The organism is Sphingomonas sp. P4_D12 (genome assembly GCF_056401895.1).
Window position 1 is genome coordinate 500182 of sequence record NZ_JBFUIL010000001.1, and the last position, 22042, is coordinate 522223.

The 22042-nt window shown below is 65.8% G+C and carries 29 protein-coding genes; 7 read left to right on the forward strand and 22 right to left on the reverse strand.

What is annotated here, in order from left to right; genetic code table 11:
• Positions 1 to 5: 5 nt before the first annotated feature.
• Together AC1DSD_RS02360 and AC1DSD_RS02365 are read right to left on the reverse strand one after the other, a co-directional pair.
• Positions 6 to 1247 carry an ABC transporter permease gene (locus AC1DSD_RS02360; RefSeq protein WP_478028152.1) on the reverse strand — a complete coding sequence of 414 codons (1242 nt, stop codon included), beginning with the start codon at positions 1245 to 1247 and terminating at the stop codon, positions 6 to 8.
• The gene (locus AC1DSD_RS02365) at positions 1247 to 2176 is read right to left on the reverse strand and encodes an ABC transporter ATP-binding protein (protein WP_478028154.1); all 930 of its coding nucleotides are present in this window, start codon (positions 2174 to 2176) and stop codon (positions 1247 to 1249) included. The genes AC1DSD_RS02360 and AC1DSD_RS02365 overlap by 1 nt, the downstream gene beginning before the upstream one ends.
• Positions 2177 to 2217: 41 nt before the next feature.
• On the opposite strand from AC1DSD_RS02365, the gene queG reads away from it, so the two are divergent.
• Entirely contained in the window at positions 2218 to 3348 is a 1131-nt protein-coding gene (gene queG / locus AC1DSD_RS02370) for a tRNA epoxyqueuosine(34) reductase QueG (RefSeq protein WP_478028156.1), read from the forward strand.
• A gap of 19 nt (positions 3349 to 3367) precedes the next feature.
• Here the strand turns inward: queG and AC1DSD_RS02375 are convergent, their stop codons facing one another.
• Both AC1DSD_RS02375 and AC1DSD_RS02380 read right to left on the reverse strand, forming a co-directional pair.
• A complete protein-coding gene (locus AC1DSD_RS02375; RefSeq protein WP_478028157.1) occupies positions 3368 to 3748 on the reverse strand; it encodes a hypothetical protein in 381 nt (126 codons plus the stop codon).
• Positions 3745 to 4425, reverse strand: coding sequence for an EI24 domain-containing protein (locus tag AC1DSD_RS02380; protein ID WP_478028158.1), 681 nt, complete (start codon positions 4423 to 4425; stop codon positions 3745 to 3747). The genes AC1DSD_RS02375 and AC1DSD_RS02380 overlap by 4 nt, the downstream gene beginning before the upstream one ends.
• Before the next feature lie 61 nt (positions 4426 to 4486).
• Between AC1DSD_RS02380 and AC1DSD_RS02385 the strand changes: the two genes are divergently transcribed.
• Positions 4487 to 5485, forward strand: a complete 999-nt coding sequence (locus AC1DSD_RS02385; protein ID WP_478028159.1) for an adenosine kinase — start codon at positions 4487 to 4489, stop codon at positions 5483 to 5485.
• Positions 5486 to 5584: 99 nt separating this feature from the next.
• On the opposite strand, the gene AC1DSD_RS02390 is transcribed toward AC1DSD_RS02385, so the two are convergent.
• The 9 genes from AC1DSD_RS02390 to hisB all read right to left on the reverse strand — a co-directional run bounded on the left by AC1DSD_RS02390 (position 5585) and on the right by hisB (position 11564).
• Positions 5585 to 7204, reverse strand: coding sequence for an amino acid permease (locus AC1DSD_RS02390; RefSeq protein ID WP_478028161.1), 1620 nt, complete (start codon positions 7202 to 7204; stop codon positions 5585 to 5587).
• A gap of 98 nt (positions 7205 to 7302) precedes the next feature.
• Entirely contained in the window at positions 7303 to 7680 is a 378-nt protein-coding gene (locus AC1DSD_RS02395; protein WP_478028163.1) for an HIT domain-containing protein, read from the reverse strand.
• On the reverse strand, positions 7680 to 8000 hold the full coding sequence (locus tag AC1DSD_RS02400; protein WP_478028165.1) for a phosphoribosyl-ATP diphosphatase: 321 nt from the start codon (positions 7998 to 8000) through the stop codon (positions 7680 to 7682). The genes AC1DSD_RS02395 and AC1DSD_RS02400 overlap by 1 nt, the downstream gene beginning before the upstream one ends.
• A 32-nt stretch (positions 8001 to 8032) precedes the next feature.
• Positions 8033 to 8251, reverse strand: a complete 219-nt coding sequence (locus AC1DSD_RS02405; RefSeq protein WP_478028166.1) for a hypothetical protein — start codon at positions 8249 to 8251, stop codon at positions 8033 to 8035.
• 166 nt (positions 8252 to 8417) lie between these two features.
• Positions 8418 to 9185 carry an imidazole glycerol phosphate synthase subunit HisF gene (hisF, locus tag AC1DSD_RS02410; protein ID WP_478028168.1) on the reverse strand — a complete coding sequence of 256 codons (768 nt, stop codon included), beginning with the start codon at positions 9183 to 9185 and terminating at the stop codon, positions 8418 to 8420.
• 142 nt (positions 9186 to 9327) lie between these two features.
• On the reverse strand, positions 9328 to 10062 hold the full coding sequence (gene hisA / locus AC1DSD_RS02415; protein WP_478028169.1) for a 1-(5-phosphoribosyl)-5-[(5-phosphoribosylamino)methylideneamino]imidazole-4-carboxamide isomerase: 735 nt from the start codon (positions 10060 to 10062) through the stop codon (positions 9328 to 9330).
• 1 nt (position 10063) lies between these two features.
• Complete coding sequence (hisH, locus tag AC1DSD_RS02420) at positions 10064 to 10669, reverse strand: imidazole glycerol phosphate synthase subunit HisH (RefSeq protein WP_478028171.1); 606 nt, start codon at positions 10667 to 10669, stop codon at positions 10064 to 10066.
• The gene (locus AC1DSD_RS02425) at positions 10666 to 10977 is read right to left on the reverse strand and encodes a YciI family protein (protein ID WP_478028172.1); all 312 of its coding nucleotides are present in this window, start codon (positions 10975 to 10977) and stop codon (positions 10666 to 10668) included. The genes hisH and AC1DSD_RS02425 overlap by 4 nt, the downstream gene beginning before the upstream one ends.
• Complete coding sequence (gene hisB / locus AC1DSD_RS02430) at positions 10977 to 11564, reverse strand: imidazoleglycerol-phosphate dehydratase HisB (protein ID WP_478028173.1); 588 nt, start codon at positions 11562 to 11564, stop codon at positions 10977 to 10979. The genes AC1DSD_RS02425 and hisB overlap by 1 nt, the downstream gene beginning before the upstream one ends.
• Before the next feature lie 71 nt (positions 11565 to 11635).
• Between hisB and AC1DSD_RS02435 the strand changes: the two genes are divergently transcribed.
• Positions 11636 to 12112 carry an SspB family protein gene (locus AC1DSD_RS02435; RefSeq protein ID WP_478028174.1) on the forward strand — a complete coding sequence of 159 codons (477 nt, stop codon included), beginning with the start codon at positions 11636 to 11638 and terminating at the stop codon, positions 12110 to 12112.
• A 265-nt stretch (positions 12113 to 12377) separates the two neighbouring features.
• Here AC1DSD_RS02435 and AC1DSD_RS02440 read toward each other — a convergent pair whose 3' ends face one another.
• Entirely contained in the window at positions 12378 to 13688 is a 1311-nt protein-coding gene (locus AC1DSD_RS02440) for an HD-GYP domain-containing protein (protein WP_478028176.1), read from the reverse strand.
• A 180-nt stretch (positions 13689 to 13868) separates the two neighbouring features.
• Between AC1DSD_RS02440 and AC1DSD_RS02445 the strand changes: the two genes are divergently transcribed.
• Positions 13869 to 14543 carry a methyltransferase family protein gene (locus tag AC1DSD_RS02445; RefSeq protein WP_478028178.1) on the forward strand — a complete coding sequence of 225 codons (675 nt, stop codon included), beginning with the start codon at positions 13869 to 13871 and terminating at the stop codon, positions 14541 to 14543.
• A 38-nt stretch (positions 14544 to 14581) separates the two neighbouring features.
• Entirely contained in the window at positions 14582 to 15973 is a 1392-nt protein-coding gene (gene fumC / locus AC1DSD_RS02450; RefSeq protein WP_478028180.1) for a class II fumarate hydratase, read from the forward strand.
• 124 nt (positions 15974 to 16097) lie between these two features.
• Here the strand turns inward: fumC and AC1DSD_RS02455 are convergent, their stop codons facing one another.
• Together AC1DSD_RS02455 and AC1DSD_RS02460 are read right to left on the reverse strand one after the other, a co-directional pair.
• Complete coding sequence (locus AC1DSD_RS02455) at positions 16098 to 16577, reverse strand: SRPBCC family protein (protein WP_478028182.1); 480 nt, start codon at positions 16575 to 16577, stop codon at positions 16098 to 16100.
• Positions 16574 to 16846, reverse strand: coding sequence for an ArsR/SmtB family transcription factor (locus tag AC1DSD_RS02460; protein ID WP_478028184.1), 273 nt, complete (start codon positions 16844 to 16846; stop codon positions 16574 to 16576). Before AC1DSD_RS02460 ends, AC1DSD_RS02455 begins: the two co-directional genes overlap by 4 nt.
• Before the next feature lie 264 nt (positions 16847 to 17110).
• Between AC1DSD_RS02460 and AC1DSD_RS02465 the strand changes: the two genes are divergently transcribed.
• Both AC1DSD_RS02465 and gmk read left to right on the forward strand, forming a co-directional pair.
• A complete protein-coding gene (locus AC1DSD_RS02465; RefSeq protein ID WP_478028186.1) occupies positions 17111 to 17314 on the forward strand; it encodes a hypothetical protein in 204 nt (67 codons plus the stop codon).
• Between the two features lie 82 nt (positions 17315 to 17396).
• The gene (gene gmk / locus AC1DSD_RS02470; protein ID WP_478028187.1) at positions 17397 to 18002 is read left to right on the forward strand and encodes a guanylate kinase; all 606 of its coding nucleotides are present in this window, start codon (positions 17397 to 17399) and stop codon (positions 18000 to 18002) included.
• Between the two features lie 152 nt (positions 18003 to 18154).
• On the opposite strand, the gene AC1DSD_RS02475 is transcribed toward gmk, so the two are convergent.
• The 6 genes from AC1DSD_RS02475 to crcB are packed head-to-tail and all read right to left on the reverse strand — an operon-like array spanning position 18155 to position 21986.
• Complete coding sequence (locus tag AC1DSD_RS02475; protein ID WP_478028188.1) at positions 18155 to 18838, reverse strand: ATP12 family chaperone protein; 684 nt, start codon at positions 18836 to 18838, stop codon at positions 18155 to 18157.
• A complete protein-coding gene (locus AC1DSD_RS02480) occupies positions 18835 to 19086 on the reverse strand; it encodes a hypothetical protein (protein ID WP_478028190.1) in 252 nt (83 codons plus the stop codon). Before AC1DSD_RS02480 ends, AC1DSD_RS02475 begins: the two co-directional genes overlap by 4 nt.
• The gene (locus tag AC1DSD_RS02485; RefSeq protein ID WP_478028192.1) at positions 19083 to 19754 is read right to left on the reverse strand and encodes an HAD-IA family hydrolase; all 672 of its coding nucleotides are present in this window, start codon (positions 19752 to 19754) and stop codon (positions 19083 to 19085) included. Before AC1DSD_RS02485 ends, AC1DSD_RS02480 begins: the two co-directional genes overlap by 4 nt.
• Positions 19751 to 20347: an FMN-binding negative transcriptional regulator gene (locus AC1DSD_RS02490; protein WP_478028193.1), complete on the reverse strand. Its 597-nt coding sequence runs from the start codon at positions 20345 to 20347 to the stop codon at positions 19751 to 19753. Before AC1DSD_RS02490 ends, AC1DSD_RS02485 begins: the two co-directional genes overlap by 4 nt.
• Positions 20347 to 21618, reverse strand: a complete 1272-nt coding sequence (locus tag AC1DSD_RS02495) for an RluA family pseudouridine synthase (protein WP_478028195.1) — start codon at positions 21616 to 21618, stop codon at positions 20347 to 20349. The genes AC1DSD_RS02490 and AC1DSD_RS02495 overlap by 1 nt, the downstream gene beginning before the upstream one ends.
• Complete coding sequence (gene crcB, locus AC1DSD_RS02500) at positions 21615 to 21986, reverse strand: fluoride efflux transporter CrcB (RefSeq protein WP_478028197.1); 372 nt, start codon at positions 21984 to 21986, stop codon at positions 21615 to 21617. The genes AC1DSD_RS02495 and crcB overlap by 4 nt, the downstream gene beginning before the upstream one ends.
• Positions 21987 to 22042: the final 56 nt, after the last annotated feature.

The window sequence follows — 22042 nt, forward strand, 5'->3', positions numbered from 1 at the left end:
AGCGGCTAGCTGCTCGCCGGCTGCGGCTGCTTGCGTTTGCGCTTGGGGCCTTCGCCCGACTTCAGCACGCCGCGACGGAACCAGCGCGCGCCGAGCGAGATCACCAGCGACACCCAAAGCAATTGCCACAGGATCGCGACCGCGTGCGGCCACAAAGCGGACGAATTGGCGGCATGCGCGGCCATCGCCATCGGTGAGCTGAACGGGAAAATCTCCGCGATCCAGGCGATCGTGCTTCCGGGGCGACCGGCCGCCGCGGTCGACATGCCGACATTGGCCATTTGGACGACGGTCATCGGCAGCGCCATCAGCTGAAGCTCACGCTGGGTAGAGGCCTGCGCGCCGAGGATCAGATAGACCGCGCCGATCAGGAGATACGACATGACGAAATAGGCCAGGAACAGCAACGCGAAGACCGGCTTGCCGACGGCCGGCGCCACACCCGCAAGCGCCGCCGCTGTCCCGGCGGGCAGGATGCTGGTGATCTGGCTCGCGACCGTGCCCCAGAAACCGACGAACAGCAAAGCGACGCCGAACATGCCGATCAGCTTGCCGAAGAACACCGATTCGAGCGGGACCGCGGCGGCAAGGACTTCGATCACCTTGTTGCTGCGCTCTTCCGCCATCGTGCCCATCGTCAGGCCGGCGAGGAACAGGGTCAGCAGGAAGATCGCCATGACCGCGAACAAGGCCGCGGCGTTATGGCCGCTGGTGGTCACCACGGTGCGGACGATCTTCGTCTTGGTCGGCACGCTGAGCGGCGCGGTCGAGCCCAGTTTCTGCGCACGCATGACCTGTTCGGCCAGGCCCGCGAGATAATCCGCCTCATCGCGTCCGCCGCCACCGTAGACGATCGTCGGGCGTTCGAGTGGACCATAAAGCGCCGCGTCAACATCGCCATCGCGGCCCGAGACGCGCGCGCGCGCTTGTGCGGCGGGATCGCCCGACGGCGTCAGGACGTCGAGCGGCGGCGGAATGTCGCCGCGACCGAACACCCGGCGCAATTGCCAGTCGGTCGCGATGATCGCTGGCGCCTGGTCGGGAGCTGCGATCACGACAATGCGCGCGCGGTCGGCGGCGCCCTGCGCCATGCTCGACGCGCCGAACCCGCCGGCGGCGCCGAACAGGATCGTGAACATCGGCGACAACAGGAACAGCAGGAACGTCGGGGTGAACACGGTGGCGATGAAATCGCGCCGCGCCACGGTCAGCGCCTGGCGCAGCCCGCGACCGATATTACCGCCCATCACAGCGCCTCCGCTTCGGCCTGGGCCAGCGCTTCGGCGCCGACGATGCGGACGAAGGCGTCATGCAATCCAGGACGTTCGATCGACAGGCCCGCCACGCCAAATCCCGATTGAGTCAGCTTGAGCAGCACTGCCTCGACCGCGTCATCGGGGACCGGAAACACCCAGTCGCGGCCGTTATGCTGCGCGTCGGCGGGCAGGATCGCCGCCACTTCGGGTCCGTCGCGCTCGGGTTGGTAATGCGCGCGCATCGGCAGCATGCCGCGCGCGTCGGCGACGGTGCCTTCGAACCGGCGCTTGCCCCCGGCGATGATCGCCAGCCGGTCGCACAGTCGCTCGGCATGCGCCATGACATGGGTCGAAAACAGGACGGTGGCGCCGCGCGCCTGCTCGGCACGGATCAGCTGTTCGAGCCCTTCCTGGTTGACCGGATCGAGCCCCGAAAAGGGTTCGTCGAGGACGAGCAGATCGGGCTGATGAACGACCGATCCGAGCAATTGGACCAGCTGGGCCATGCCCTTGGACAATTTGCGGATCTTGAAATCGACCGCATAGCCGAGGCCAGCCTGCTCCATCATCTCGATCGCGCGCTTGCGCCCGATTTTCCAGGGCAGGCCGCGTAACGCGCCCATGAACGCGATCGCTTCGCGCGCCTTCATCTGTGGATAGAGGCCGCGCTCCTCGGGCAGATAGCCGACATGGTCGCTCGCGTCGCGCGGACGATCGCGGCCGAGCAAGGTGCGCTCGCCTTCATCGGGTTCGATGATGCCGAGCAGCATGCGCAAGGTCGTGGTCTTGCCTGCGCCGTTGGGGCCGAGCACGCCGTAGATCGTGCCGGTCGGCACCGCGAGGTCGACGCCGTCAACCACCCTCCGCCCACCGAAATTCTTGACGAGGCCGTGGGCAGAGACGGCCAGAGATTGAGACACGCGACCTCCCTCGACTGCTCCGTCCGTGGTAGCGGGGCGGAGTGACCGAACACAAGCTATTCGAGGATCGCCTGCGGGCAGAGGCGTTAACGCTTGGTTTCGCCGCGGTGGGGATCGCGCGCGCCGATGCCGCGCCGCGCTCGGGCGAGCGCTTGCGGCAATGGCTGGCCGAAGGCCGCCATGGCGAGATGATCTGGATGGAGGAGCGCGCGCATCACCGTGCCGCGCCGACCGGATTGTGGCCCGAGGTCAGGAGTGTGATCGCGCTCGGCATGAGCTATGCGCCTGGCCGCGATCCGCTGGCGCTGGCGGGCGAGGGCGATCGCGGGCGCATCTCGGTCTACGCCCAGGGCGGTGATTATCACGATCTCGTCAAGCGGACGCTCAAGGCATTGGCGCGGTGGATCGTGGCGGAAGCGCCGGGCGCCGACCTCAAGGTGTTCGTTGACACCGCGCCGGTGATGGAAAAGCCGCTGGCCGAAGCGGCCGGGCTGGGCTGGCAGGGCAAGCACACCAACCTGGTCAGCCGCGATCATGGCAGCTGGCTGTTCCTCGGCGCGATCTACACAACGCTCGACCTCGTGCCCGATCAGGCGGGGCGCGATCGCTGCGGCTCGTGCGATGCGTGCCAACGATCCTGCCCGACCGATGCTTTCCCGGCGCCCTATCGGCTCGATGCGCGGCGCTGCATCTCGTATCTGACGATCGAGCATAAGGGGCCGGTGCCGGAGGAGTTCCGGGAGGCGCTGGGTAACCGCATCTATGGCTGCGACGATTGCCTGGCGGTGTGCCCGTGGAACAAGTTCGCCTCGGCGGCGGCGGCCAACCGGGCATTCCTGCCGCGTGCCGAGCTCGCCGCGCCGCGGCTGGCCGATCTGCTGGCGCTCGACGATGCTGGGTTTCGTCAGGTGTTTGCGGGGTCGCCGATCAAGCGGATCGGGCGGGATCGGATGGTGCGCAATGCGGCTTATGCGGCGGGAAATAGTGGGGATGTTGGGCTGGCGCCGGTGCTTGAGGCGCTGTGCGACGATCCGTCAGAGGTTGTGGCGGACGCAGCGCGCTGGGCGCTGGGACAGCTATCTAGCCCCTCCCCTTCAGGGGAGGGGTTGGGGGTGGAGGATGCCTCGCAGAGCGCGTCGCCCGCGACTGCCCCACCCCAACCCCTCCCCTGAAGGGGAGGGGCTTATATGGTTACTTACCCCCACCCCTCCGCGCCAACGCCGCGACGCAGCTCGCGCGGTCGATCGGACTTCCATCGGGCTGGCGGGCGTCGAGATAGGTCACGGTCGGCTCCCCGCCGTTCTTGCCGGGATAGAGATAGGTATCGAGCACGCAGAACGTGCCCTGGAACTGCAGCTTGCGCGCCGTGCCTTCGCGGACATCGGCATTGGGCGGCCCGAATGTCTGGGTCAGGCCGGCGGCATTCTGCCCCATCACGCGCTCGAGCCCGTTGGCCGGCAGCGGCGGCTGCTTGATCACCGCGCTGACCGGCGTCGCCGGACGCGCCATGGTTGATTCGCCGCAACCCGCAAGCAGCAGCGCCAACCCCGCTATCGCCAGAAGTCGCTTCATCCTTTCCTCCCGTGAAACAAATGCGCCGCCATCGCCGCGCCCAAGACCGGCGCGAACAGGTTGATAACGGGCACGGTCAGCAGTCCCGATACGATTACCCCCAATTCCCAGCGCACCCAGCGGGTCGAGGCGCGCCATGCCTTCATCTCGGATGGCGCAATATGCCGCGCTGCGACCATCTCGCCGAGATCGACTCCCAACAGCCAGCCATTGGCGGCGAAGAACAGCAACGGCGTGCCGAATCCGGTCAGCAGGAGCAGGATATAGGCCGGGAGGAGCACCAGGTTGACCGCCAGCGCGCGGCCGGCGGATCGCAATCCCATGTGCAACGACCGCGCGAACGGCACGTCGTGGGCGCTCGCCAGCGCGTCGGGATAATGTTTGCGCTCGACGGCGATCACGATCTGATCGCCAAACAGACCGATCACCGCAATCGCCACCGCGCGGAACAATACCCAGCCGAACATGATCGTCACGACGAACTCGCCGATGATCGCGAGACCGGCGGCGTTCTCGCCCCAACCGAGTTGATCGACGAACAGCCATTGCGTCCCGAACCACAGCCCGGCGCCGAGCAGCAGGAAGACCAGCAAGGTCAACCCGATCGATTTGAGGAAGACGCGCAGGATCGCGGAATCGGTGAGCTGGCCGAGCGACAGGAGGAAAGCGCGGATCATCGTTGCTTCTGTCTAGCGGCGGCGATACGGCGCGGCCAACCATTTCCCGGAGATATCTGACTTGACCAGCCCCGCTTATGACGTGGTCGCGATCGGCAATGCCATCGTCGACATCCTTTCGCAGTCGACCGACGAGTTCATCGCGGCCGAGGGCATGACCAAGGGATCGATGGCGCTGATCTTCGATCCCGCCGCCGCCGACGATCTCTATTCGCGGATGGGCCCGGGGCAGGAAGTGTCGGGCGGGTCGGCGGCGAACACGATCGCTGGGCTCGCGGCCTTGGGCCAGCCGACCGGCTTCATCGGCCAGATCGCCGACGACCAGCTCGGCAAGGTGTTCGCGCACGACGTCCAGTCGCTCGGCGTGCATTTCGCCACCCCACCGGCGACCGGCGGCGACCCGACCGCGCGTTGCCTGATCCTGATCACGCCCGACGGCCAGCGCACGATGAACACGTTCCTGGGTGCGGCGCAGTATCTGCCCGAAAGCGCGGTCGACGCGGAGACGATCGGCGCCGGCGCGATCCTCTATCTCGAAGGCTATCTGTGGAACGCCGAACAGTCGCGCGATGCGATGAAGCGGGCGATCGCGTTGGCGCGCGACGCGGGACGCAAGGTAGCGCTGACGCTGTCGGACACCTTCGTGGTGGAAGGGCATCGCGACGAGTTCTTCGCGTTGATCGACGCCGGCCAGATTGATTTGCTGTTCGCCAATGACAATGAAGTCCGCGCGATGATGCAGACCGACGATATCGAGGCGGCGGTGAAGGGCCTGGCGGCGCGCGTGCCGACCCTGGTGTGCACGCACGGCGCACATGGCGCCGAGGCGCACCATGCCGACGAACATGCTCGCGTTCCCGCCGAGCCGATCGATCACGTGGTCGATACGACCGGTGCGGGCGACCTGTTCGCGGCTGGCTTTCTTGCCGGCCAGGCGCAAGGCCGCGATCTCGCCACCAGCCTGCGCATGGGCGCGATCTGCGCCGCCGAATGCATCTCGCACGTCGGCCCGCGGCCGCTGGCGGATCTCAAGAAGCTGGTGGCAAGCAAACTGGGCTGAGCAGAAACCCCCTCTCCCGCAAGCGGGAGAGGGCCTAAAAAAGAAAAGGGGCCGGAGTATCGCTACTCCAGCCCCTTTCTTATTGCCTGGATCAGACCCTCACTCGGTGCCGGGCACCGGGGGCTCCAGCTCGCCATATGCTTCGTGTTCGGGAACATCGATGATGCCCTGACCGACATGGCTGCGGCTGCGACTGTAGAGGAAATAAACGACCAAGCCGATCGCGCCCCAGCCCACCAGGACCAGCTTCGACGTCGTATCCAGCGCAAGATAGAGGACGATGCAGCCGATGATCGCCAGCGGCGCGACGATCCATACACCCGGCGTGCGGAAGCTGCGCTTGCGCGTCGGATCTTTGACCCGCAACACCAGCACCGCCAGCGCCACCATCGCGAACGCAAACAACGTGCCCGAGTTCGAATAGTCCGCCAGGCTGCCCACCGGCAGCAGCCCCGCAAAGATGAGAGCGAAAAGGCCGGTGACGGCGGTCACGACATACGGCGTCCTGAACTTCGGGTGCACCTTCGCGAACGACGCGGGGAGCAGACCGTCACGCGCCATCGTGAAGAATACGCGCGTTTGGCCGAACATCATCATCAGCACGACCGACGGCAGCGCGATGATCGCTGCAAGTCCGACGAGCCAGCCGATGACGGGATAGCCGATCGTCTGAAGCACGTGTACCAGCGCGTGCTTCGAACACACCAGCGGCTCGGTCACTCCGCTCGCCACGATCGCGGTACAGCGTCCTGCCATTTCGGGCGAACCGGGCGCGAGGAACGCACCAGCCGCCGACGTTACGGGCTGAGCCCCCATCGTGCCGATCGCGCCGGCCGCCACAAGCAGATAGATAAGCGTGCAGATCATCAGGCTGCCGATCAATCCGATCGGCACGTTGCGCTGCGGGTTCCTGGTTTCCTCGGCGGCAGTCGAAACCGCGTCGAAACCGACATAGGCGAAAAAGATAGATGCGGCCGCGCCGACATAGCCCGTTCCGCTGGTCAGATTGCCGAACCCGGTGGGCGTGAACGGGCTGAAATTCGCTGTGTGCATCGCCGGGAGCGTCAGCACCATGAAGGCGGTCAGGGCGACCAGCTTGACGACGACGAGCACCGCATTGACCATCGCGCTTTCGGTCGTGCCCTTGATCAGCAGCGCCGTCACGGCGAGAACGACGACGACAGCGGGCACGTTGATATAGCCGCCATGCTGCGCAGCGGCGAGAAGGTCAGGCGTTGCTTTACTGCCGAACGCCAGCGAGACCTTGGCCATCAAGCCGTCCGCGTTGCTGATAATCGCGGGAAAATGGAATCCGCTGTCTGCTAGCGCACCGACTAGATGGTTCGACCAGCCGACGGCAACCGCACTCGCGCCCAGGGCATATTCGAGGACGAGCGCCCAGCCGACCATCCAGGCGAGCATTTCACCCATGACGGCATAAGTGTAAGTGTAGGCCGATCCCGCGACGGGGACCATCGAGGCAAGCTCCGAATAGCACAACGCGGCGACTGCGCACACGAACCCGGCGATCATGAAGCTGAGCATCATGCCCGGCCCTGCCTTTTGCGCCGCGACGGCAGTGAGGACGAAAATGCCTGTGCCGATCACCGCGCCGACGCCCAGCATGGTCAGCTGAAACGCCCCCAACGATCGGTGGAGTCCCTTCTTCTCGGCGGTCGCGAGAATCGCGTCCAGTGACTTTACGCGGTCAAAAATCATGAATAGCCAACCCCCAAGGTGGTATTTTGGTGCTGGCGGGGGAGCCTAGTCGCAAAACCCCCGCGCGCAATCCCTTATTGGTTACGCCTGCGACGAACTCAGCGCGCGAGCATCGGGCCCAGCGCGTGGCCGCCGAACAGGTGGACGTGGAGATGCGCGATCTCCTGATGGCCGTGCAACCCGACATTGGCGAGCAGGCGATAGCCGGGTGCCACGAGGCCGAGGTCGCGTGCGACCTTGCCGACCGCGCGGACGAAGCCTGCAATCTCCACGTCCGACGCCTTGGCACTGAAATCGTCCCACGACACGTACGGCCCGCGCGGGATCACCAGGACATGGATCGGCGCCTGCGGATTGATGTCGTGGAACGCGACCGCCCATTCGTCCTCGTAAACGCGCTTCGACGGTATCTCGTCGCGCAGGACCTTCGCGAAGATGTTCTGGTCGTCATAGGGCAGGGTGGCGTCGATCGGCATCAGCGGCTCCGATTGGCTTTTTCGGTGAGGCCCGACGTGCCCGTACGCCGCGCCAGTTCGTTGCGCACGTCGTTGAGACACAGTCCGGAATCCGCGAGCAGGACAAGCAAGTGATAGACCAGATCGGCGGCCTCGCTGGTCAGTTCCTTCTTGTCCTTGCGCATCGCCGCGATCACGGTTTCGACTGCTTCCTCGCCGACCTTCTGCGCGATCTTGGCGCGGCCGCGGACGAACAGTTCTGCGGTGTACGAACTGGAGGCGCTTTCGCCCTTGCGCGAGTGGATCAGCGCGTCGAGCGCATCGAGCGGATCGTTGTTCATGACGCGAGCGCTGCCTGTCCGCGCCGCCGCCGTCAATCCTTTGGCGCAGTCGTGGTCGTGTCGGCCTGTTTGGCGAAGCGTTTGCGGAGTGCGCGACGTGCCAGCCAGACACCCGCGACTGCCATGCCGAATAACGCGATGTCGGACAGTTCGGGCATCGATCGGGTGTGAATCACCCCGCTATGCGGCGGCACCGAGGCGAGCGCGGGCGTCGCGATCAACAGCAGGGGCAGGGCAAGGGCGTAGCGCATTGAAAGGGCTTGATACCGCGTGCGGGTTAACGCCGTTTCTACGTCCATCCGTCATGCCGGGCTTGTCCCGGCATCCACCGCGCAACATGGCCTCAAGTTTCGGGTGTGCGGCACAGTGGACCCCGGGACAAGCCCGGGGTGACGAGTGGGTCGGCTTACCCGAATCTTAGACGATCGGAGTTCTGACCGGGATACCGGCTGCCGCGAGCGCGCGATGCGCGTCGGCGATAGACGCCTCGCCGAAATGGAAAATACTTGCGGCAAGCACGGCGCTGGCATGGCCGTCGCGAATCCCGGCGACGAGGTCGTCGAGCCCGCCGACGCCGCCCGATGCCACTACCGGCACGCTGACCTGGTCGGCAATCGTACGGATAAGCTCGAGGTCATAACCGTCGCGCGTGCCGTCGCGGTCCATGCTGGTGATCAACAGCTCGCCGGCGCCGAGTTCGGCGAGGCGCAGCGCATGGGCGACCGCATCGATCCCGGTCGGCTTGCGGCCGCCATGCGTGAAGACTTCCCAACCGTCGGCAGTGCGCCGCGCATCGACCGAAGCGACGCAGCATTGGCTGCCGAAGCGCTCGGCGATGTCGCTGACGAGTTCGGGCCGCGCCACCGCGGCGGAATTGACCGCGACCTTGTCCGCGCCGGCGAGCAGCAAGGCGCGGGCATCCTCGGCCGAGCGCACGCCGCCGCCGACCGTCACCGGCATGAAGCAGACTTCGGCGGTGCGCCGCACGACATCGAGGATGGTGCCGCGCGCTTCGTGGCTGGCGGTAATGTCGAGGAAGCAGAGTTCGTCGGCGCCGGCGGCGTCATAGGCCTGCGCCTGCTCGACCGGATCGCCGGCGTCGCGCAGATCGACGAAGTTGACGCCCTTGACCACGCGGCCATTGGCGACGTCGAGGCAAGGGATGACGCGGGCGCGAACGGTCATAAATCCCTCTCCCTGTGGGAGAGGGAGGGAGCCGCGAAGCGGCGGAAGGGTGAGGGCAGGAGTGAGAAAAGCGTGCTGCCCTCACCCTCCCACTCGGCTGCGCCGAGCGGGCCCCTCCCTCTCCCACGGGGAGAGGGGATTCTCACGCCGCCTCCGCCACCGCGATCGCGGTCGCAAGGTCGAGGCGGCCGTCGTACAATGCGCGGCCGGTAATCACGCCCTCGATCCCGTCGCGGGCGTGGAGCGCGAGCATGTGGATGTCGGCGACCCCGCTGACTCCGCCCGAGGCGATGACCGGAATGTCGACCGCGCGCGCCAGATCGACCGTCGCCTGGACGTTGCAGCCCTTGAGCAGGCCGTCGCGCCCGACATCGGTGAACAGCAAGGCGGCGACCCCGGCATCCTCGAATCGGCGTGCCATGTCTTCGACCGAGACATCCGAGACATCGGCCCAGCCACGCGTCGCGACCATGCCGTCCTTGGCGTCGACCGCGACGACGATACCGCCCGGGAAATCGCGCGCGGCCTCACGCACCAGTTCGGGATTGTCGAGGGCGGCGGTGCCGATCACCAATCGCGAGACGCCGACGTCGAACCAACCTTCGATCGCCGCTCGGTCGCGGATCCCGCCGCCCAATTGGACGTGGCCCGGAAAGGCAGCGACCACCGCGCGGACAACGTCGCCATTGACCGACTCACCCGCGAACGCGCCGTCGAGGTCGACCATGTGGAGATGCTGCGACCCGGCATTGGCGAAGGCCATCGCCTGCGCCACGGGATCGTCGCCATAGATCGTCGCGCGATCCATATCGCCCTCGGCCAGGCGCACGACATTGCCGCCCTTGAGGTCGATCGCCGGGAAGATGATCAGGCTCATTTCACGGCCGCCATGTCAGGAACCTCTTCAACAATTCCAGCCCGTAGCGCTGGCTCTTTTCGGGGTGGAATTGCACGCCCGCTATATTGTCGCGGGCGATCGCGGCGACGACCGAGCCGGCATGATCGGTCGTGGCGATCACATCGTCGCCCTCGAACGCATAAGAGTGCAGGAAATAGGCCTCGCCTGCCTCGATTAGCGGGTGAGGGGCGGTTAGCCGGACATCGTTCCAGCCCATATGCGGTACCTTGGCCGTGGGATCGGACGGCAACAGGCGGCGGATGCGGCCCTTGATCCAGCCGAGGCCGTCATGCTCGCCCATTTCCTCACCGACGTCCGCCATCAGCTGCATGCCGACGCAAATGCCCAGGAACGGCGCGCCATCGCGCCGCACGCGCTGGTCGAGCGCGTCGATCATTCCCGGCACAGAGCGCAGCGCTGCGGAGCAGGCGCCGAACGCGCCGACGCCGGGGAGCACGATCCGGTCGGCGCCGCGCACCAGTTCGGGATCGGCGGTGATCGCGATGTCCTGTGCGCCTGCCGCCTTCAGCGCGTTGGCGACCGAATGGAGGTTTCCCGCGCCGTAATCGATCAGCGCGAGCGTCACGCGAACAGAGGAGCGACCGCTTCGGCCGCCCAACTCGCATTGAACTCGATCACCTCGATCGTCGCCGCGCCGCTGGTCACGAACGGGTCGCTGGCGGCGAGCGCTTCCACCTCGGCCTTTTGCCCGCGGCAGATGATCACACCCCCGGTGCGCGGTTCACGGCGCCCCGACATCAGGAACAGCCCCTCGACATAGCCGCGCTCGAGCCAGTCGATATGCGGCTTCATGTGCCGATCGACCTCGTCGAGCGAAACGACGTAATTGATCAGGATCAGGCAGACCGGCGCATCGGCGTTGGTCGCCGGCATCATAACGTCCCCTTGGTCGAGGGGATCGTATCGGCCTTGCGCGGATCGATCTCGATCGCCTCGCGCAGCGCCCGGGCCAGGCCCTTGAACGCGGCCTCGGCGATATGATGATTGTTCGAGCCGTACAGCGTCTCGATGTGGAGCGTGATCCCGGCGGTCTGCGCGAACGAGTGGAAGAAATGTTCGAACATCTCGGTGTCCATCTCACCGAGGCGTTTTTGCGAGAATTCGGTCTTCCATACGAGGTACGGCCTACCCGAAATATCCAGCGCGACCCGGGTCAGCGTCTCGTCCATCGGTGACAGCGCATCGGCATAGCGGCGGATGCCGCGCTTTTCGCCCAACGCCTTGTTGATCGCCTCACCGATCGCGAGGCCGGTATCCTCGACCGTGTGGTGCTGGTCGATATGGAGGTCGCCCACGGTCTTGACCTCGAGGTCGATCAGCGAGTGGCGCGACAATTGTTCGAGCATATGGTCGAAGAAACCGATGCCGGTCGACACGGCATAGCTGCCGGTCCCGTCGAGGTTGACGGTGACGTCGATCGACGTCTCGCTCGTCTTGCGGTTGATCGTCGCGGTGCGCATCGCGCCCCCATATGGGTGTGTTGCACGTCATGCAATCTTGACCCGACGCTCGCATCGGCTACCCAAGGCATATGAGTGATGGACTGCCCGATAGCCTGATTCCGTATGATGAGATCGTGCAAGAGGCCTTGCGCGCCGTGGTCGGCCGCGTGCTCGGCTCGGTTGCGGCCGGTGGCGGGCTGCCCGGCGAGCACCATTTCTACATTACATTCAAGACCCAGGCGCCGGGTGTCAGCATCCCCGAACGCCTGATCGAGCGATTCCCGGACGAGATGACGATCGTCCTGCAGAATCGCTATTGGGACCTGATAGTCGATGACGAGCGATTCTCGGTCGGGCTGAGCTTCAACCAGGTGCCGTCGAAGCTCGACATTCCCTATTCGGCGATCACCGGCTTTCACGATCCGGCGGTCAATTTCGAACTCCGCTTCCAGGCGCAGGAAGGCCCAGACGGTCCCGAGCCGCATGACGAGGCCGAGAACGACCATGTCGAGCGCGTCGATGACGGCTCGAACGTCGTCAGCGTCGATTTCAAAAGGAAGAAGTAGCCGGAGCGAGCCGCGCGGCTCGCGCGGCGGTCACCTATGGTGACGCGAACGGCCGGCCGGCGCGGCAAAGCCGCGTCCGACGTCACGGAATTTACTTCCGTGACGGCCCGAGGATGTCTGCTTAGCGCGGTGAATTAGCCTCATTTCCCGCCGACAACCCGGCCCTGCGCTGGGGGGCACTCCTCCATTCGCGAGCTGAGGCGATGTTGCACGGTGGATGCCGGGACAAGCCCGGCATGACGAAGGAGACGGGTAACGACCTAACTCAATCGAGCCGTTGACTCGGCCGCCAACGCGAGACGCGATCGGTAGCAGGCATCTCGACCGTTTCCCCCGCCGTCGCTTCGACCCCCGCCCACAGCCGCTCGATCACGTCGCGGTCGAGCTTATCGCTCTCCTGCAGCAGATGCACGCAAAGCGCGGGCCAATCATGCGCTCCCCAATCGGCGGGATTCTCCGCGCGGATGACGGTCTTGCACGCGTCGTCATCGGCCAAAATGATGTCGCGTGGATCGACCAGGCTGTTTGCGGCGGTGTCGTAGAAGACGCGCAGCCGGGGCCGACTTGCGCGGCGGCCATTGGACAGTACGATCGCCAAACGCTGCGAGCGAAGGCGGACGACCATGCCGACCGGGAACACTGCAATGCTTTGATAGAAGGTGAATAAAAGGTCGCGATCGAACTGGCCGCGCCAGCCGTGCATCGCGGTCACCGCCTCGATCGGTGACCAGGCATCCTTGTACGCGCGATCCGACGTCAAGGCGTCATAGACATCGCAGATAGCGCCCATCCGCGCCGCCAGGCTGATCTCGCTCCCCTTCAGCCCGAACGGATAGCCGGTGCCGTCGATCTTTTCGTGATGATGGCGGCAGACGTCGATCGCGGTGGCGGGAATGGCGTCCGCCCGATCGAGGATCGCGCAGCCGCGCTCGGGATGGAGCTTCGCGATGGCGAATTCCTCATCGGTCAGCCGGCCGGGCTTGTTGAGGATCTCGGACGGCACGTCCATCTTGCCGATGTCGTGTACCAGCCCGGCCAGGCCGAATTCGCGCACGGTGTCGTCGGGCAACCCCAGATGGCGGGCGAAATTGACCATCAGCGCGCACACCGCGATCGAATGCAGATAGCTATAATCGTCCTTCGACTTGAGCCGGACGATGCTGATCAGGGCATAAGCGTTGCGTTGTACCGATTCGGAAATCTCGTCGACGACCGCGGCGACCTGATCGGAGTCGATCGCCTTGCCCAATCGGGCACCCTCGAAAACACCGCGGATGATTTCCCTGGTCCGCGCGACGATGTCGGCGGCGCGCTCGCGCTCGGCGGTGATGCCCGTGGGGACATTGGCGACCACGGGTTCGGTGATGATGATCGGTTCGGGCTCTTCGATCGGCGCGAGTCCCCGCGCGGTGTCGATCGTCACGAAGGCGATGTCGGCGTCGCGCAAGGCGGCGATGTCGCTGTCCGAGCGTAGCAGGAAGCGGCGGCGCCAGAACGGATGGCTGAGCCAGGAGCCCTCAATGCCGTGGATGAACATGCCCGGCCGAAGCAAAGAGAGCGGGACGCGACGCTGCATGCTGGCGTGGATAATCGACAGCGGTTGACAACTTACTACTTTCGCTGTGTTTTTCTATTCGAGGATATGGCGGTGGTCGTACTGTGGCTCGGCCGGATCGAGTATGACCCCACCGGAACTAGGGGAGCGCGGCGGCGTAGGGTGGATATGGCTCAACCACAGCCGCAAGATCCGACACCAATGTCACGCGCAACGGCGATCGCTTATGCGGTCGCGCTGCCGATCTCGCTGTTGTTGCTCGTCTTCCTGCCGGCCGGCGATATTCTCTGGGTGCCTGGCTGGATTTTCGTCGCCGCGCTGGTGATCGGGTTCGCGGCATCCGGGTTGGCGCTCGCCAAGGTCAATCCGGTCATCTTTCGCGCGCGCAGTCGCTTCCAGCCGGGGACCGAGCGCTGGGACTTGCCGCTGGTAGCGGTGATCCTGACCGCGATGGTCGTGACCATTCCCGTCGCGAGCATTGACGCAGGGAGGGCGCATTGGTCGCACGTGCCGCTGTGGCTGGTCGTGATCGGTTATTCCGCCCTGCTCGGTGGGATCGCGGTCACCGCCTGGGCGCAGGCGGTCAACCCGTTCTTCGAGCCCGGCGTGCGCATCCAGTCGGAACGGTATCAGCGCGTGATCGACACCGGCCCTTATCGCTTCGTCCGCCACCCCGGCTACAGTGCCGCGGTGGCGATGTTCCTGGGAATATCGCTGGCGCTGGCGTCGTGGTGGGGATTGGTGCCGGCCGCGATCGCGTCGGTCCTGCTTGCCGTCCGTACTGCGTGGGAAGACCGGCTGCTCCACGACAAGCTACCGGGTTATCGGGACTATGCCGGCCGCGTGCGGGCAAGGCTTGTGCCCGGCATCTGGTAACGCCAAATCGGGCGCTCCCGTCACGAGGAGCCTGCGCGATGACCGAAACCCGCACCGAAACCGATTCGATCGGCGCGATCGAGGTGCCCGCGACCGCCTATTGGGGCGCGCAGACGCAGCGATCGATCGAGAATTTCCCGTTCGGCGAGCGCGAGCGAATGCCGAACGCGATCGTTCATGCGCTCGCTTTGGTGAAGCAGGCGGCGGCGCGGGTGAACCGCGCACATGGGCTGGCGGCGGACAAGGCCGACGCGATCGAAGCTGCGGCGGCGGAAGTGGTCGCGGGCAAGCTCGACGACCAGTTTCCGCTGGTCATCTGGCAGACCGGCAGCGGCACGCAATCGAACATGAACGTCAACGAAGTGATCGCCGGCCGCGCCAACGAGATGCTGATCGGCACGCGCGGCGGCAAGACGCCGATCCACCCGAACGACGACGTCAACATGAGCCAGTCGTCGAACGACAGCTTCCCGACCGCGCTGCATGTCGCGGCAGCACTGGCGGCGACGCGGCGGCTGGTGCCGGCGATCGAGCGGTTGGAGGCGGCGTTGCTCGCCAAGACCCAGGCGTGGCAGGACATCGTCAAGATCGGCCGCACGCATCTCCAGGACGCGACGCCGCTGACGCTCGGCGATGAATTCTCGGGTTATTATGCGCAAGTGCGTCTGGCGCGGACGCGGTTGGTTCCGCTGATCGAGCATGGCCTGTCCAAGCTCGCGCAGGGCGGCACCGCGGTGGGGACGGGGCTCAACGCGCCGAAGGATTTCGGCCCAGCGATCGCCGCCGAGCTGTCCGATCTGACCGGCTTCGCGTTCGAGACCGCGCCGAACAAATTCGAGGCGCTGGCGTCGAACGATACTTTGGTCGATTTCTCGGGGCGGTTGAACAGCCTGGCGGTCGCGTTGACCAAGATCGCCAACGACGTCCGCCTGCTCGGCTCGGGTCCTCGGTCGGGGATTGGCGAACTAATGCTGCCTGCAAACGAGCCGGGCAGTTCGATCATGCCCGGCAAGGTCAACCCGACCCAGTGCGAGATGCTGACGATGGTCGCGGCGCAAGTGATCGGCAACCACCAGGCGGTGACGGTCGGCGGGATGCAGGGACATCTCGAACTCAACGTGTTCAAGCCGATGATCGGAGCGGCGGTATTGCGCTCGATCGATCTGCTGTCGGTCGGAATGGAGAGTTTCGCCGAACGCTGCGTCGAGGGGCTCGAACCGGACCGGCGGCGAATTGCCGAACTGGTCGATCGCTCGCTGATGCTGGTCACCGCGTTGGCGCCCGAGATCGGCTACGATAATGCCGCGAAGATCGCTAAGCATGCGCACGCCGAGGGGATGACGTTGAAGGAAGCGGGGCTGGATTTGGGGCTGGTCGATGAAGCGACGTTCGATCGCGTGGTGCGGGCCGAGGATATGGTCGGGCGGTGAGAATCATTGCAGCCCCTCCCCTTGAGGGGAGGGGTTGGGGGTGGGGGATGCCTCGCAGAGAGTGTCGCCTGCCGCACTGCCCCACCCCAACCCCTCCCCTGAAGGGGAGGGGCTTTCCCACAGGTTACCCCTTGATCCGCGCCACCTCGGCTTCGAGCTTGTCGAGCGTCGTGCGCCAACCCTCAGGCGCGCCGCCGATCATGGCTTTGGCGGCCTCGTCGTAGATCTCATATTCCTGGCGCACCGACATCAGCGATCCATCACCGTCGTCGCTGAAGGTCACATAGGTCCGTACCGCGAACGGCGCGTTGCCGCTGTCGTCGACATGCGCGCCGGCCTCGAACGACAGGCTTTCATTCTCGACCACGTCGATGAAGCGGCCGTGGTTCCAGAATTTCTGGCCGTCGGGCGCCTGCATGCAGAGGTCGAAGCGGCCGCCGGGGCGACATTCGATCACCGCCTCGGGCGTGGTGAAATGTTCGGGGCTGAACCAGTTTTTCATATGCTCGGCCGTCGTCCAGGCCTGGAACACGATGGCGCGGGGCGCATCGAAATGGCGCTCGATCACGAGCGGTTCCGGGCGGATGATCGTCTTCTCGGTCATTTCTGCTGTCCTTTCAGGGTGTTGATATAGTCCTCCAGCTTATCGAGCCGGTTCTCCCACTCGCTGCGGCAATCGGCGGTCCAGCGTTCGACCAGGCCGAACGTTTCGGTGTCGATGCGGCAGGTCCGGACCCGCCCGGCCTTGTGCGACCGGACCAGCCCCGATTCCTCGAGCACCGCGAGGTGCTGCATGACGGCGGGGAGCGACATGGCGAAGGGGGACGCCAGTTCGCTCACCGACATCGGCCGAAGCGCGAGCCTTTCCACCATCGCCCGCCGCGTGGAGTCGGCGAGGGCGTGGAAGACGCGATCGAGGGAGGGTGATTCGTTAAGCATACGCTTAAGTATTCCGAGTCGAACACTTTAGCAAGTGCTTTAGTGTCAGGCGGCTCATTTTCCCGTCACCCCAGCGCAAGCTGGGGTCTCAGGCGAAGGCGCGATACGGCGTGAGATCCCAGCTTTCGCTGGGATGACGGCGTGGGAACCTTCCTCGCACTCCGGCTTTCAATCACGGATATTTCAAGGAGATACTGCGTGATCGGAGACCTCATCGCCGCTGCCATCGGCCGCAACATCGATCAGCGCGACGGCGAAGGCGGAACGCTCGGGGCGCTCGCCGGGGTCGCGACATGGAAGGTCGCCAGTCGAGTCGTTCCCGCCGCGATCGTGCTTGGCGGCGCGGCGCTCGGGGCACGCTATCTGATGCGCAAGTTCGGGAACGAACCCGCCAGCGCTTGACGCGCCCCCTGCGCGCACGCCACTAGCGCGCATGGTCGATCACCGTTCCTCGCAGCCGCCGGGCTTCAAGCGCCGTGGTTTGATGTTCGTACTGTCCTCGCCGTCCGGCGCGGGCAAGTCGACCATCGCCAACCGGCTGCTGGCGGAAGAGAACGGCCGGCTGAAGATGTCGATCTCCTACACCACCCGGCCGATTCGCCCGGGCGAGCAGGAGGGGCGCGAATATCATTTCGTCGACACAGATACGTTCAAGGACATGGTCGAGGACGACGCTTTCCTCGAATGGGCGCGGGTGTTCGACCAGCGCTACGGCACGCCGCGCGAGACGGTGTTCAAGGATCTCGAGGCCGGACAGGACATATTGTTCGACATCGACTGGCAGGGCGCGCAGCAATTGTTCCAGCTCGCCGGTGGTGACGTCGTCCGCGTGTTCATCCTGCCGCCGGGCCTGAAGACGCTGCGCGAGCGGCTAGAGGGGCGCAACACCGACAGCCAGGAAATCATCGAGCGTCGCATGGAGCGCGCGCAGGCCGAGGTCAGCCACTGGGACGGCTATGACTATGTCCTGGTCAATGACGATCTCGACGATTGTTTCGAGTGCGTCCAGACGATCCTGACGGCCGAACGGCTCAAGCGCTCGCGCCAGCGCGGGCTAATCGGGTTCATTCGCAAGCTGCCGGATAATTGACCAAGTCGGCGCTGGGTGATGAGGTGCTCGCCCGCCACAATTTCGCCCGTCATCCCGGGCTTGTCCCGGGATCCACCGTGCCGCGTATCCTGAACTGTTAGGGTTTGTCGCGCGGTGGATGCCGGCACAAGGCCGGCATGACGAATTAGGGGTTAGCTGACGAGGCTCAGAAACCGCGCGGCCGCCGCGAAGTCGTGCTGGCGGGTCTCGCGCGCTTTGACTGCCAGATCGTCCTCGCCCCAGTGCTCGGCCTGCCAGTCCTCGTCGAGATTGGCGGCCGCCCAGACCGCTTCGGCCTCCATCGCGCGCTCGGCGAGCGCGAGCGCCAGGACCAGCGACCCGGTGATCGTCACGATCGGTGACAGCGGCGCCAACTCGAACGGGCGGCGCGTGGCGATCGCGGCGCCCAGCCGCGCGATCGTCGCCTCGGGCTGGGGCCGGTGGATCACCCCGATGACGATCTCGAAATGGACGTCATAGCGGTCGCGCGCCCAATCGAGCGGCGGATCCCACAAAGCGGCCTGACGCGCGACCAGGTCGGGCGGGCTCTCGGCGCGATAGCAGAGGAGATCGCTCTCGCCATAAGCGGCGAGGCCAGCAGCGAAGGCGGCGGGATCGGGTGCGATACGGTCGATCGCGGCATTGGCCAGGCCGGTCAGCGGCATCGCGCGCGGGTCGATATCATCCGTTACTTCGCGCCATTCGTCGGCGACCGCTTCGGCCAACATGTCGGTCGGCAGCAATAGCGGCACGCGACCAGGGGTGCGCACGGGCCGCTCGTCGAGCCGCACGCCACGCTCGGCGTCGACCGTCACAGTCTTCCAGAACCGCTTCATCGCCGCGTCTTGGTCGTCCGCTTGGGCGCGTCTTCGTCGGGTGTGCGCCAGCGATGCGCGAGCGAGGCTGGAACCGCCCAGGACATGTAGAGCGCCGACAGTACGATCGCGACGCCCAGCACTTTTGGCGGCCAGGTAGGCGCCCGGCCGATCAGGATCACCGCGAACACTGCGCCGGCGATGGCGAGCAAACGGATCGCGGTGATGATCAGCCAGCGATTGCGGGATTGGATTGCGGAATCGGTCATCGTGCCTCCAGATGATGCGGCAAATCGGCGACGGCGAGCGCGACGCCATGCGCGCCCGCGGCGACCAGCTCGTCGGCGGGGTGATAGCCCCAGGCGACTCCCACCGCGCGGACCCCGGCATTGACTGCCATCAATATGTCGAAGCTGGTGTCGCCGATCATCACCGTACGCGCCGGGTCTGCGCCGGCCTCGGCGATCGCCGCCGCGATCATCGACGGATGCGGCTTGGACGGATGGCGGTCGGCGGTTTGCAAGGTGACGAAATGGTGCTTCAGGCCGTGCGCGGTCAGGATATGGTCGAGCCCGCGATCGGATTTACCGGTGGCGACCCCCAGCATCCAGCCATCGCCGGCGAGTTGCTCGACGATCGCGTCGATGCCGTCGAACAGCGGTTCATCGGCGAGCGCGCCGCTCGTCCGCATCGCGAAGAACTTGTCCTTATACGCTTGCGCCAGCCGACGGTGATCCACGTCGGATGCGTCGGGCAGCAGCGCCTGCATCGCTTCGACCAGGCTCAGCCCGACGATGCGGCGGATGCGGTCGCGCGACGGCACTTCGACCCGCGCCTCGGTCAACGCCTCTTCGACCGCGCGACAGATATTGGCCTGGCTGTCGACCAATGTCCCGTCGCAATCGAAGATCGCCAGTCTGGTCGTCGGACTGCTCACGCGTTGCGCATCCAGTGCGCGACGCCGCGCCGTCCCGACGCCTCGACGCCATCGGCGGCCGCCAGCCGCGCCGCTTCGGGCTTGTTCTGGCCGAGCTTGAGCGTACCGCGCCACGCGGCGATCTCCAGCCGGAAGCCGGTGATCGCGTTCGTCATCTTGCCGAACATGGCCGGATCCATCTTGGCGCGAGTCCATGGCACCTTGTCGAGCCGGCCTTCCTGTGTGGCGGTCAGTTGGTCGATCTGCGCGACGAGCGCGTCATGCTCCATCCGCCGCATCATGCCTTCGAGTTCGACCGCGACGTAATTCCAGGTCGGCACCTGATTGTTGTCGAGCCCGTACCAATCGGGGCTGACATAGCCGTCGGGCCCTTGCGCCACGAACAAGGCAGTCGCGCCGTCGAGATGACGGACGATGCCGTTGCCGCGCGCCAGATGGAGGCCGAGGGTCGCGTCGTCGAGCCACACGACCGGCACATGCGCGACGCGCGGGCCGTCGGGCGTCGCACAGAACAACGCGCCGAAACCGAGTTCGGCGACCAGCGCGCGCATCGCGTCGCGATCTTCCCAGCGGAACGCGGCATTGGGATGCATCAGCGGCCCCTGCGAGGCGGGCCCTTGGGGCTTGCGGGCTTGGAGCCCGAAGACTGGGGGCTTGACGACTTGCGACTTCCAGGCTTGGGACCCGCCGATCTGGCACCCGCGGGCTTGTTGCCCGAAGACTTGGATCCCGTGGACTTGCTACTTGCAGGCTTGGGACGCGACCCAGATTTGCGTGGCTCGACAGCGGCACCGCGGCTGCGGCGTTCGCCTTTGCGTTCCTTGCGCACCGTCTTGGCGTGCGCCTTCGCCCAAGCCTTTTTCACCTGCTTGGTCGGCGGCGCCGGTTCGTCGAGCGGCATCATGTTGCCCGCCATCTGGTCGAAGCCCAGGCCGGACAGGCTTTCCGCGAAATGGGTCGGCAATTCGGCCTCGACGTCGATCTTGCCGCCATCGGGATGGTCGACCGCGATGCGCCGCGAATGGAGGTGCATCTTGCGGCTGATTCCGCCGGTCAGGAACGCTTCGGGGCCGCCATATTTGCCGTCGCCGACGATCGGATGGCCGATCGCCGCCATATGCACGCGCAATTGATGCGTGCGGCCAGTGAACGGCTGCAACTCGACCCAGGCGGCGCGATTGCCGGCGCGCTCGATCACGCGATAGCGCGACCGTGCAGGTTGGCCCTCGTCTTCGTCGACATGCATTTTCTCGCCGCCGGTGCCCGGCTGCTTGGCGATCGGCAGCTCGATCATGCCGTCCTCGATCGACGGCACGCCGACCACCAATGCCCAATAGACTTTCTTGGCGGTGCGGCCCGAAAACGCTTTGGCGAAGAATGCCGCCGCGCGCGAGGTGCGCGCGACGAGCAAGGCGCCCGACGTGTCCTTGTCGAGCCGGTGGACCAGCTTGGGCCGGCCTTCATTGTCGAACTGCAGCGCGTCGAGCAGGCCATCGACATGCTGGAGGGTCTTGGTGCCGCCTTGCGTCGCCAGCCCCGGTGGCTTGTTGAGCACGAAGGCCTGGGCGTCCTGATGAATCACCAATTCGCGCGCAAAGGCGGTCTCGTCGTCGGTGAGGGGAGGGCGTTCGCGCTTGGGCTTGCCGGCGACCGGGACCGGCTCGGGCGGCGGGAAGCGCAAGGTCTGGCCCGCGGCGATGCGGTCGCCCGGTGCCGCGCGCGCGCCATCGACGCGCAATTGGCCGGTGCGCGCCCATTTAGCGACGGTGGTGAAGCTGGTGTCGGGCAAATGCCGCTTGAACCAGCGGTCGAGCCGGATGTCGTCGTCATCGGGCGCGACGATGAAGGTGCGGATCTCGCTCATGCCACCGCCCGGATCAGGTGCAGGCCGGCGAACAACGCGAGGATCGAGCCAATCGCCGAGATCAATACATACGCAATCGCCATACCCAATTGCCCGCGTTCGATCATCAGCACGGTGTCGAGCGAGAAAGCGGAAAAGGTGGTGAAGCCACCCAGCACCCCGACGCCGAGCAGCAGGCGAGCATGTTCGCTGCCGCCGGTGCGCGCCAGCATGCCGGCGAGCGTGCCCATCAGGAACCCGCCGATCAGGTTCACCGCAAGCGTACCCCAGGGATAATCGGGCCCGAACCAGCCGAGCGTCAGCTTGCCGACGAGGTAGCGCGCGGCGCTGCCCAGGGCACCGCCGGCCATGACGAGAAGGAAATTCATTCGCGCGCTGTAGCCGCACGCGGGCGTTCGGACAAACGGCGGTTTGGGAAGGGGAG

Bases quoted from the DNA above. Each gene is read 5' to 3' on its own strand.
- fumC (WP_478028180.1), top strand. From the start codon at position 14,582: ATGACCGAAACCCGCACCGAAACCGATTCGATCGGCGCGATCGAGGTG.
- AC1DSD_RS02480 (WP_478028190.1), bottom strand. From the start codon at position 19,086: ATGACCGATTCCGCAATCCAATCCCGCAATCGCTGGCTGATCATCACC.
- AC1DSD_RS02395 (WP_478028163.1), bottom strand. From the start codon at position 7,680: ATGCCGATCGACGCCACCCTGCCCTATGACGACCAGAACATCTTCGCG.
- AC1DSD_RS02495 (WP_478028195.1), bottom strand. From the start codon at position 21,618: ATGAGCGAGATCCGCACCTTCATCGTCGCGCCCGATGACGACGACATC.
- AC1DSD_RS02360 (WP_478028152.1), bottom strand. From the start codon at position 1,247: ATGGGCGGTAATATCGGTCGCGGGCTGCGCCAGGCGCTGACCGTGGCG.
- AC1DSD_RS02375 (WP_478028157.1), bottom strand. From the start codon at position 3,748: ATGAAGCGACTTCTGGCGATAGCGGGGTTGGCGCTGCTGCTTGCGGGT.
- AC1DSD_RS02440 (WP_478028176.1), bottom strand. From the start codon at position 13,688: ATGCAGCGTCGCGTCCCGCTCTCTTTGCTTCGGCCGGGCATGTTCATC.
- AC1DSD_RS02490 (WP_478028193.1), bottom strand. From the start codon at position 20,347: ATGCATCCCAATGCCGCGTTCCGCTGGGAAGATCGCGACGCGATGCGC.
- AC1DSD_RS02445 (WP_478028178.1), top strand. From the start codon at position 13,869: ATGTCACGCGCAACGGCGATCGCTTATGCGGTCGCGCTGCCGATCTCG.
- hisF (WP_478028168.1), bottom strand. From the start codon at position 9,185: ATGACCGTTCGCGCCCGCGTCATCCCTTGCCTCGACGTCGCCAATGGC.
- hisA (WP_478028169.1), bottom strand. From the start codon at position 10,062: ATGAGCCTGATCATCTTCCCGGCGATCGACCTCAAGGGCGGCAATGTC.
- AC1DSD_RS02435 (WP_478028174.1), top strand. From the start codon at position 11,636: ATGAGTGATGGACTGCCCGATAGCCTGATTCCGTATGATGAGATCGTG.
- AC1DSD_RS02390 (WP_478028161.1), bottom strand. From the start codon at position 7,204: ATGATTTTTGACCGCGTAAAGTCACTGGACGCGATTCTCGCGACCGCC.
- AC1DSD_RS02425 (WP_478028172.1), bottom strand. From the start codon at position 10,977: ATGCCGGCGACCAACGCCGATGCGCCGGTCTGCCTGATCCTGATCAAT.
- hisB (WP_478028173.1), bottom strand. From the start codon at position 11,564: ATGCGCACCGCGACGATCAACCGCAAGACGAGCGAGACGTCGATCGAC.
- crcB (WP_478028197.1), bottom strand. From the start codon at position 21,986: ATGAATTTCCTTCTCGTCATGGCCGGCGGTGCCCTGGGCAGCGCCGCG.
- gmk (WP_478028187.1), top strand. From the start codon at position 17,397: ATGTTCGTACTGTCCTCGCCGTCCGGCGCGGGCAAGTCGACCATCGCC.
- AC1DSD_RS02455 (WP_478028182.1), bottom strand. From the start codon at position 16,577: ATGACCGAGAAGACGATCATCCGCCCGGAACCGCTCGTGATCGAGCGC.
- AC1DSD_RS02380 (WP_478028158.1), bottom strand. From the start codon at position 4,425: ATGATCCGCGCTTTCCTCCTGTCGCTCGGCCAGCTCACCGATTCCGCG.
- AC1DSD_RS02400 (WP_478028165.1), bottom strand. From the start codon at position 8,000: ATGAACAACGATCCGCTCGATGCGCTCGACGCGCTGATCCACTCGCGC.
- AC1DSD_RS02405 (WP_478028166.1), bottom strand. From the start codon at position 8,251: ATGCGCTACGCCCTTGCCCTGCCCCTGCTGTTGATCGCGACGCCCGCG.
- AC1DSD_RS02460 (WP_478028184.1), bottom strand. From the start codon at position 16,846: ATGGTGGAAAGGCTCGCGCTTCGGCCGATGTCGGTGAGCGAACTGGCG.
- AC1DSD_RS02475 (WP_478028188.1), bottom strand. From the start codon at position 18,838: ATGAAGCGGTTCTGGAAGACTGTGACGGTCGACGCCGAGCGTGGCGTG.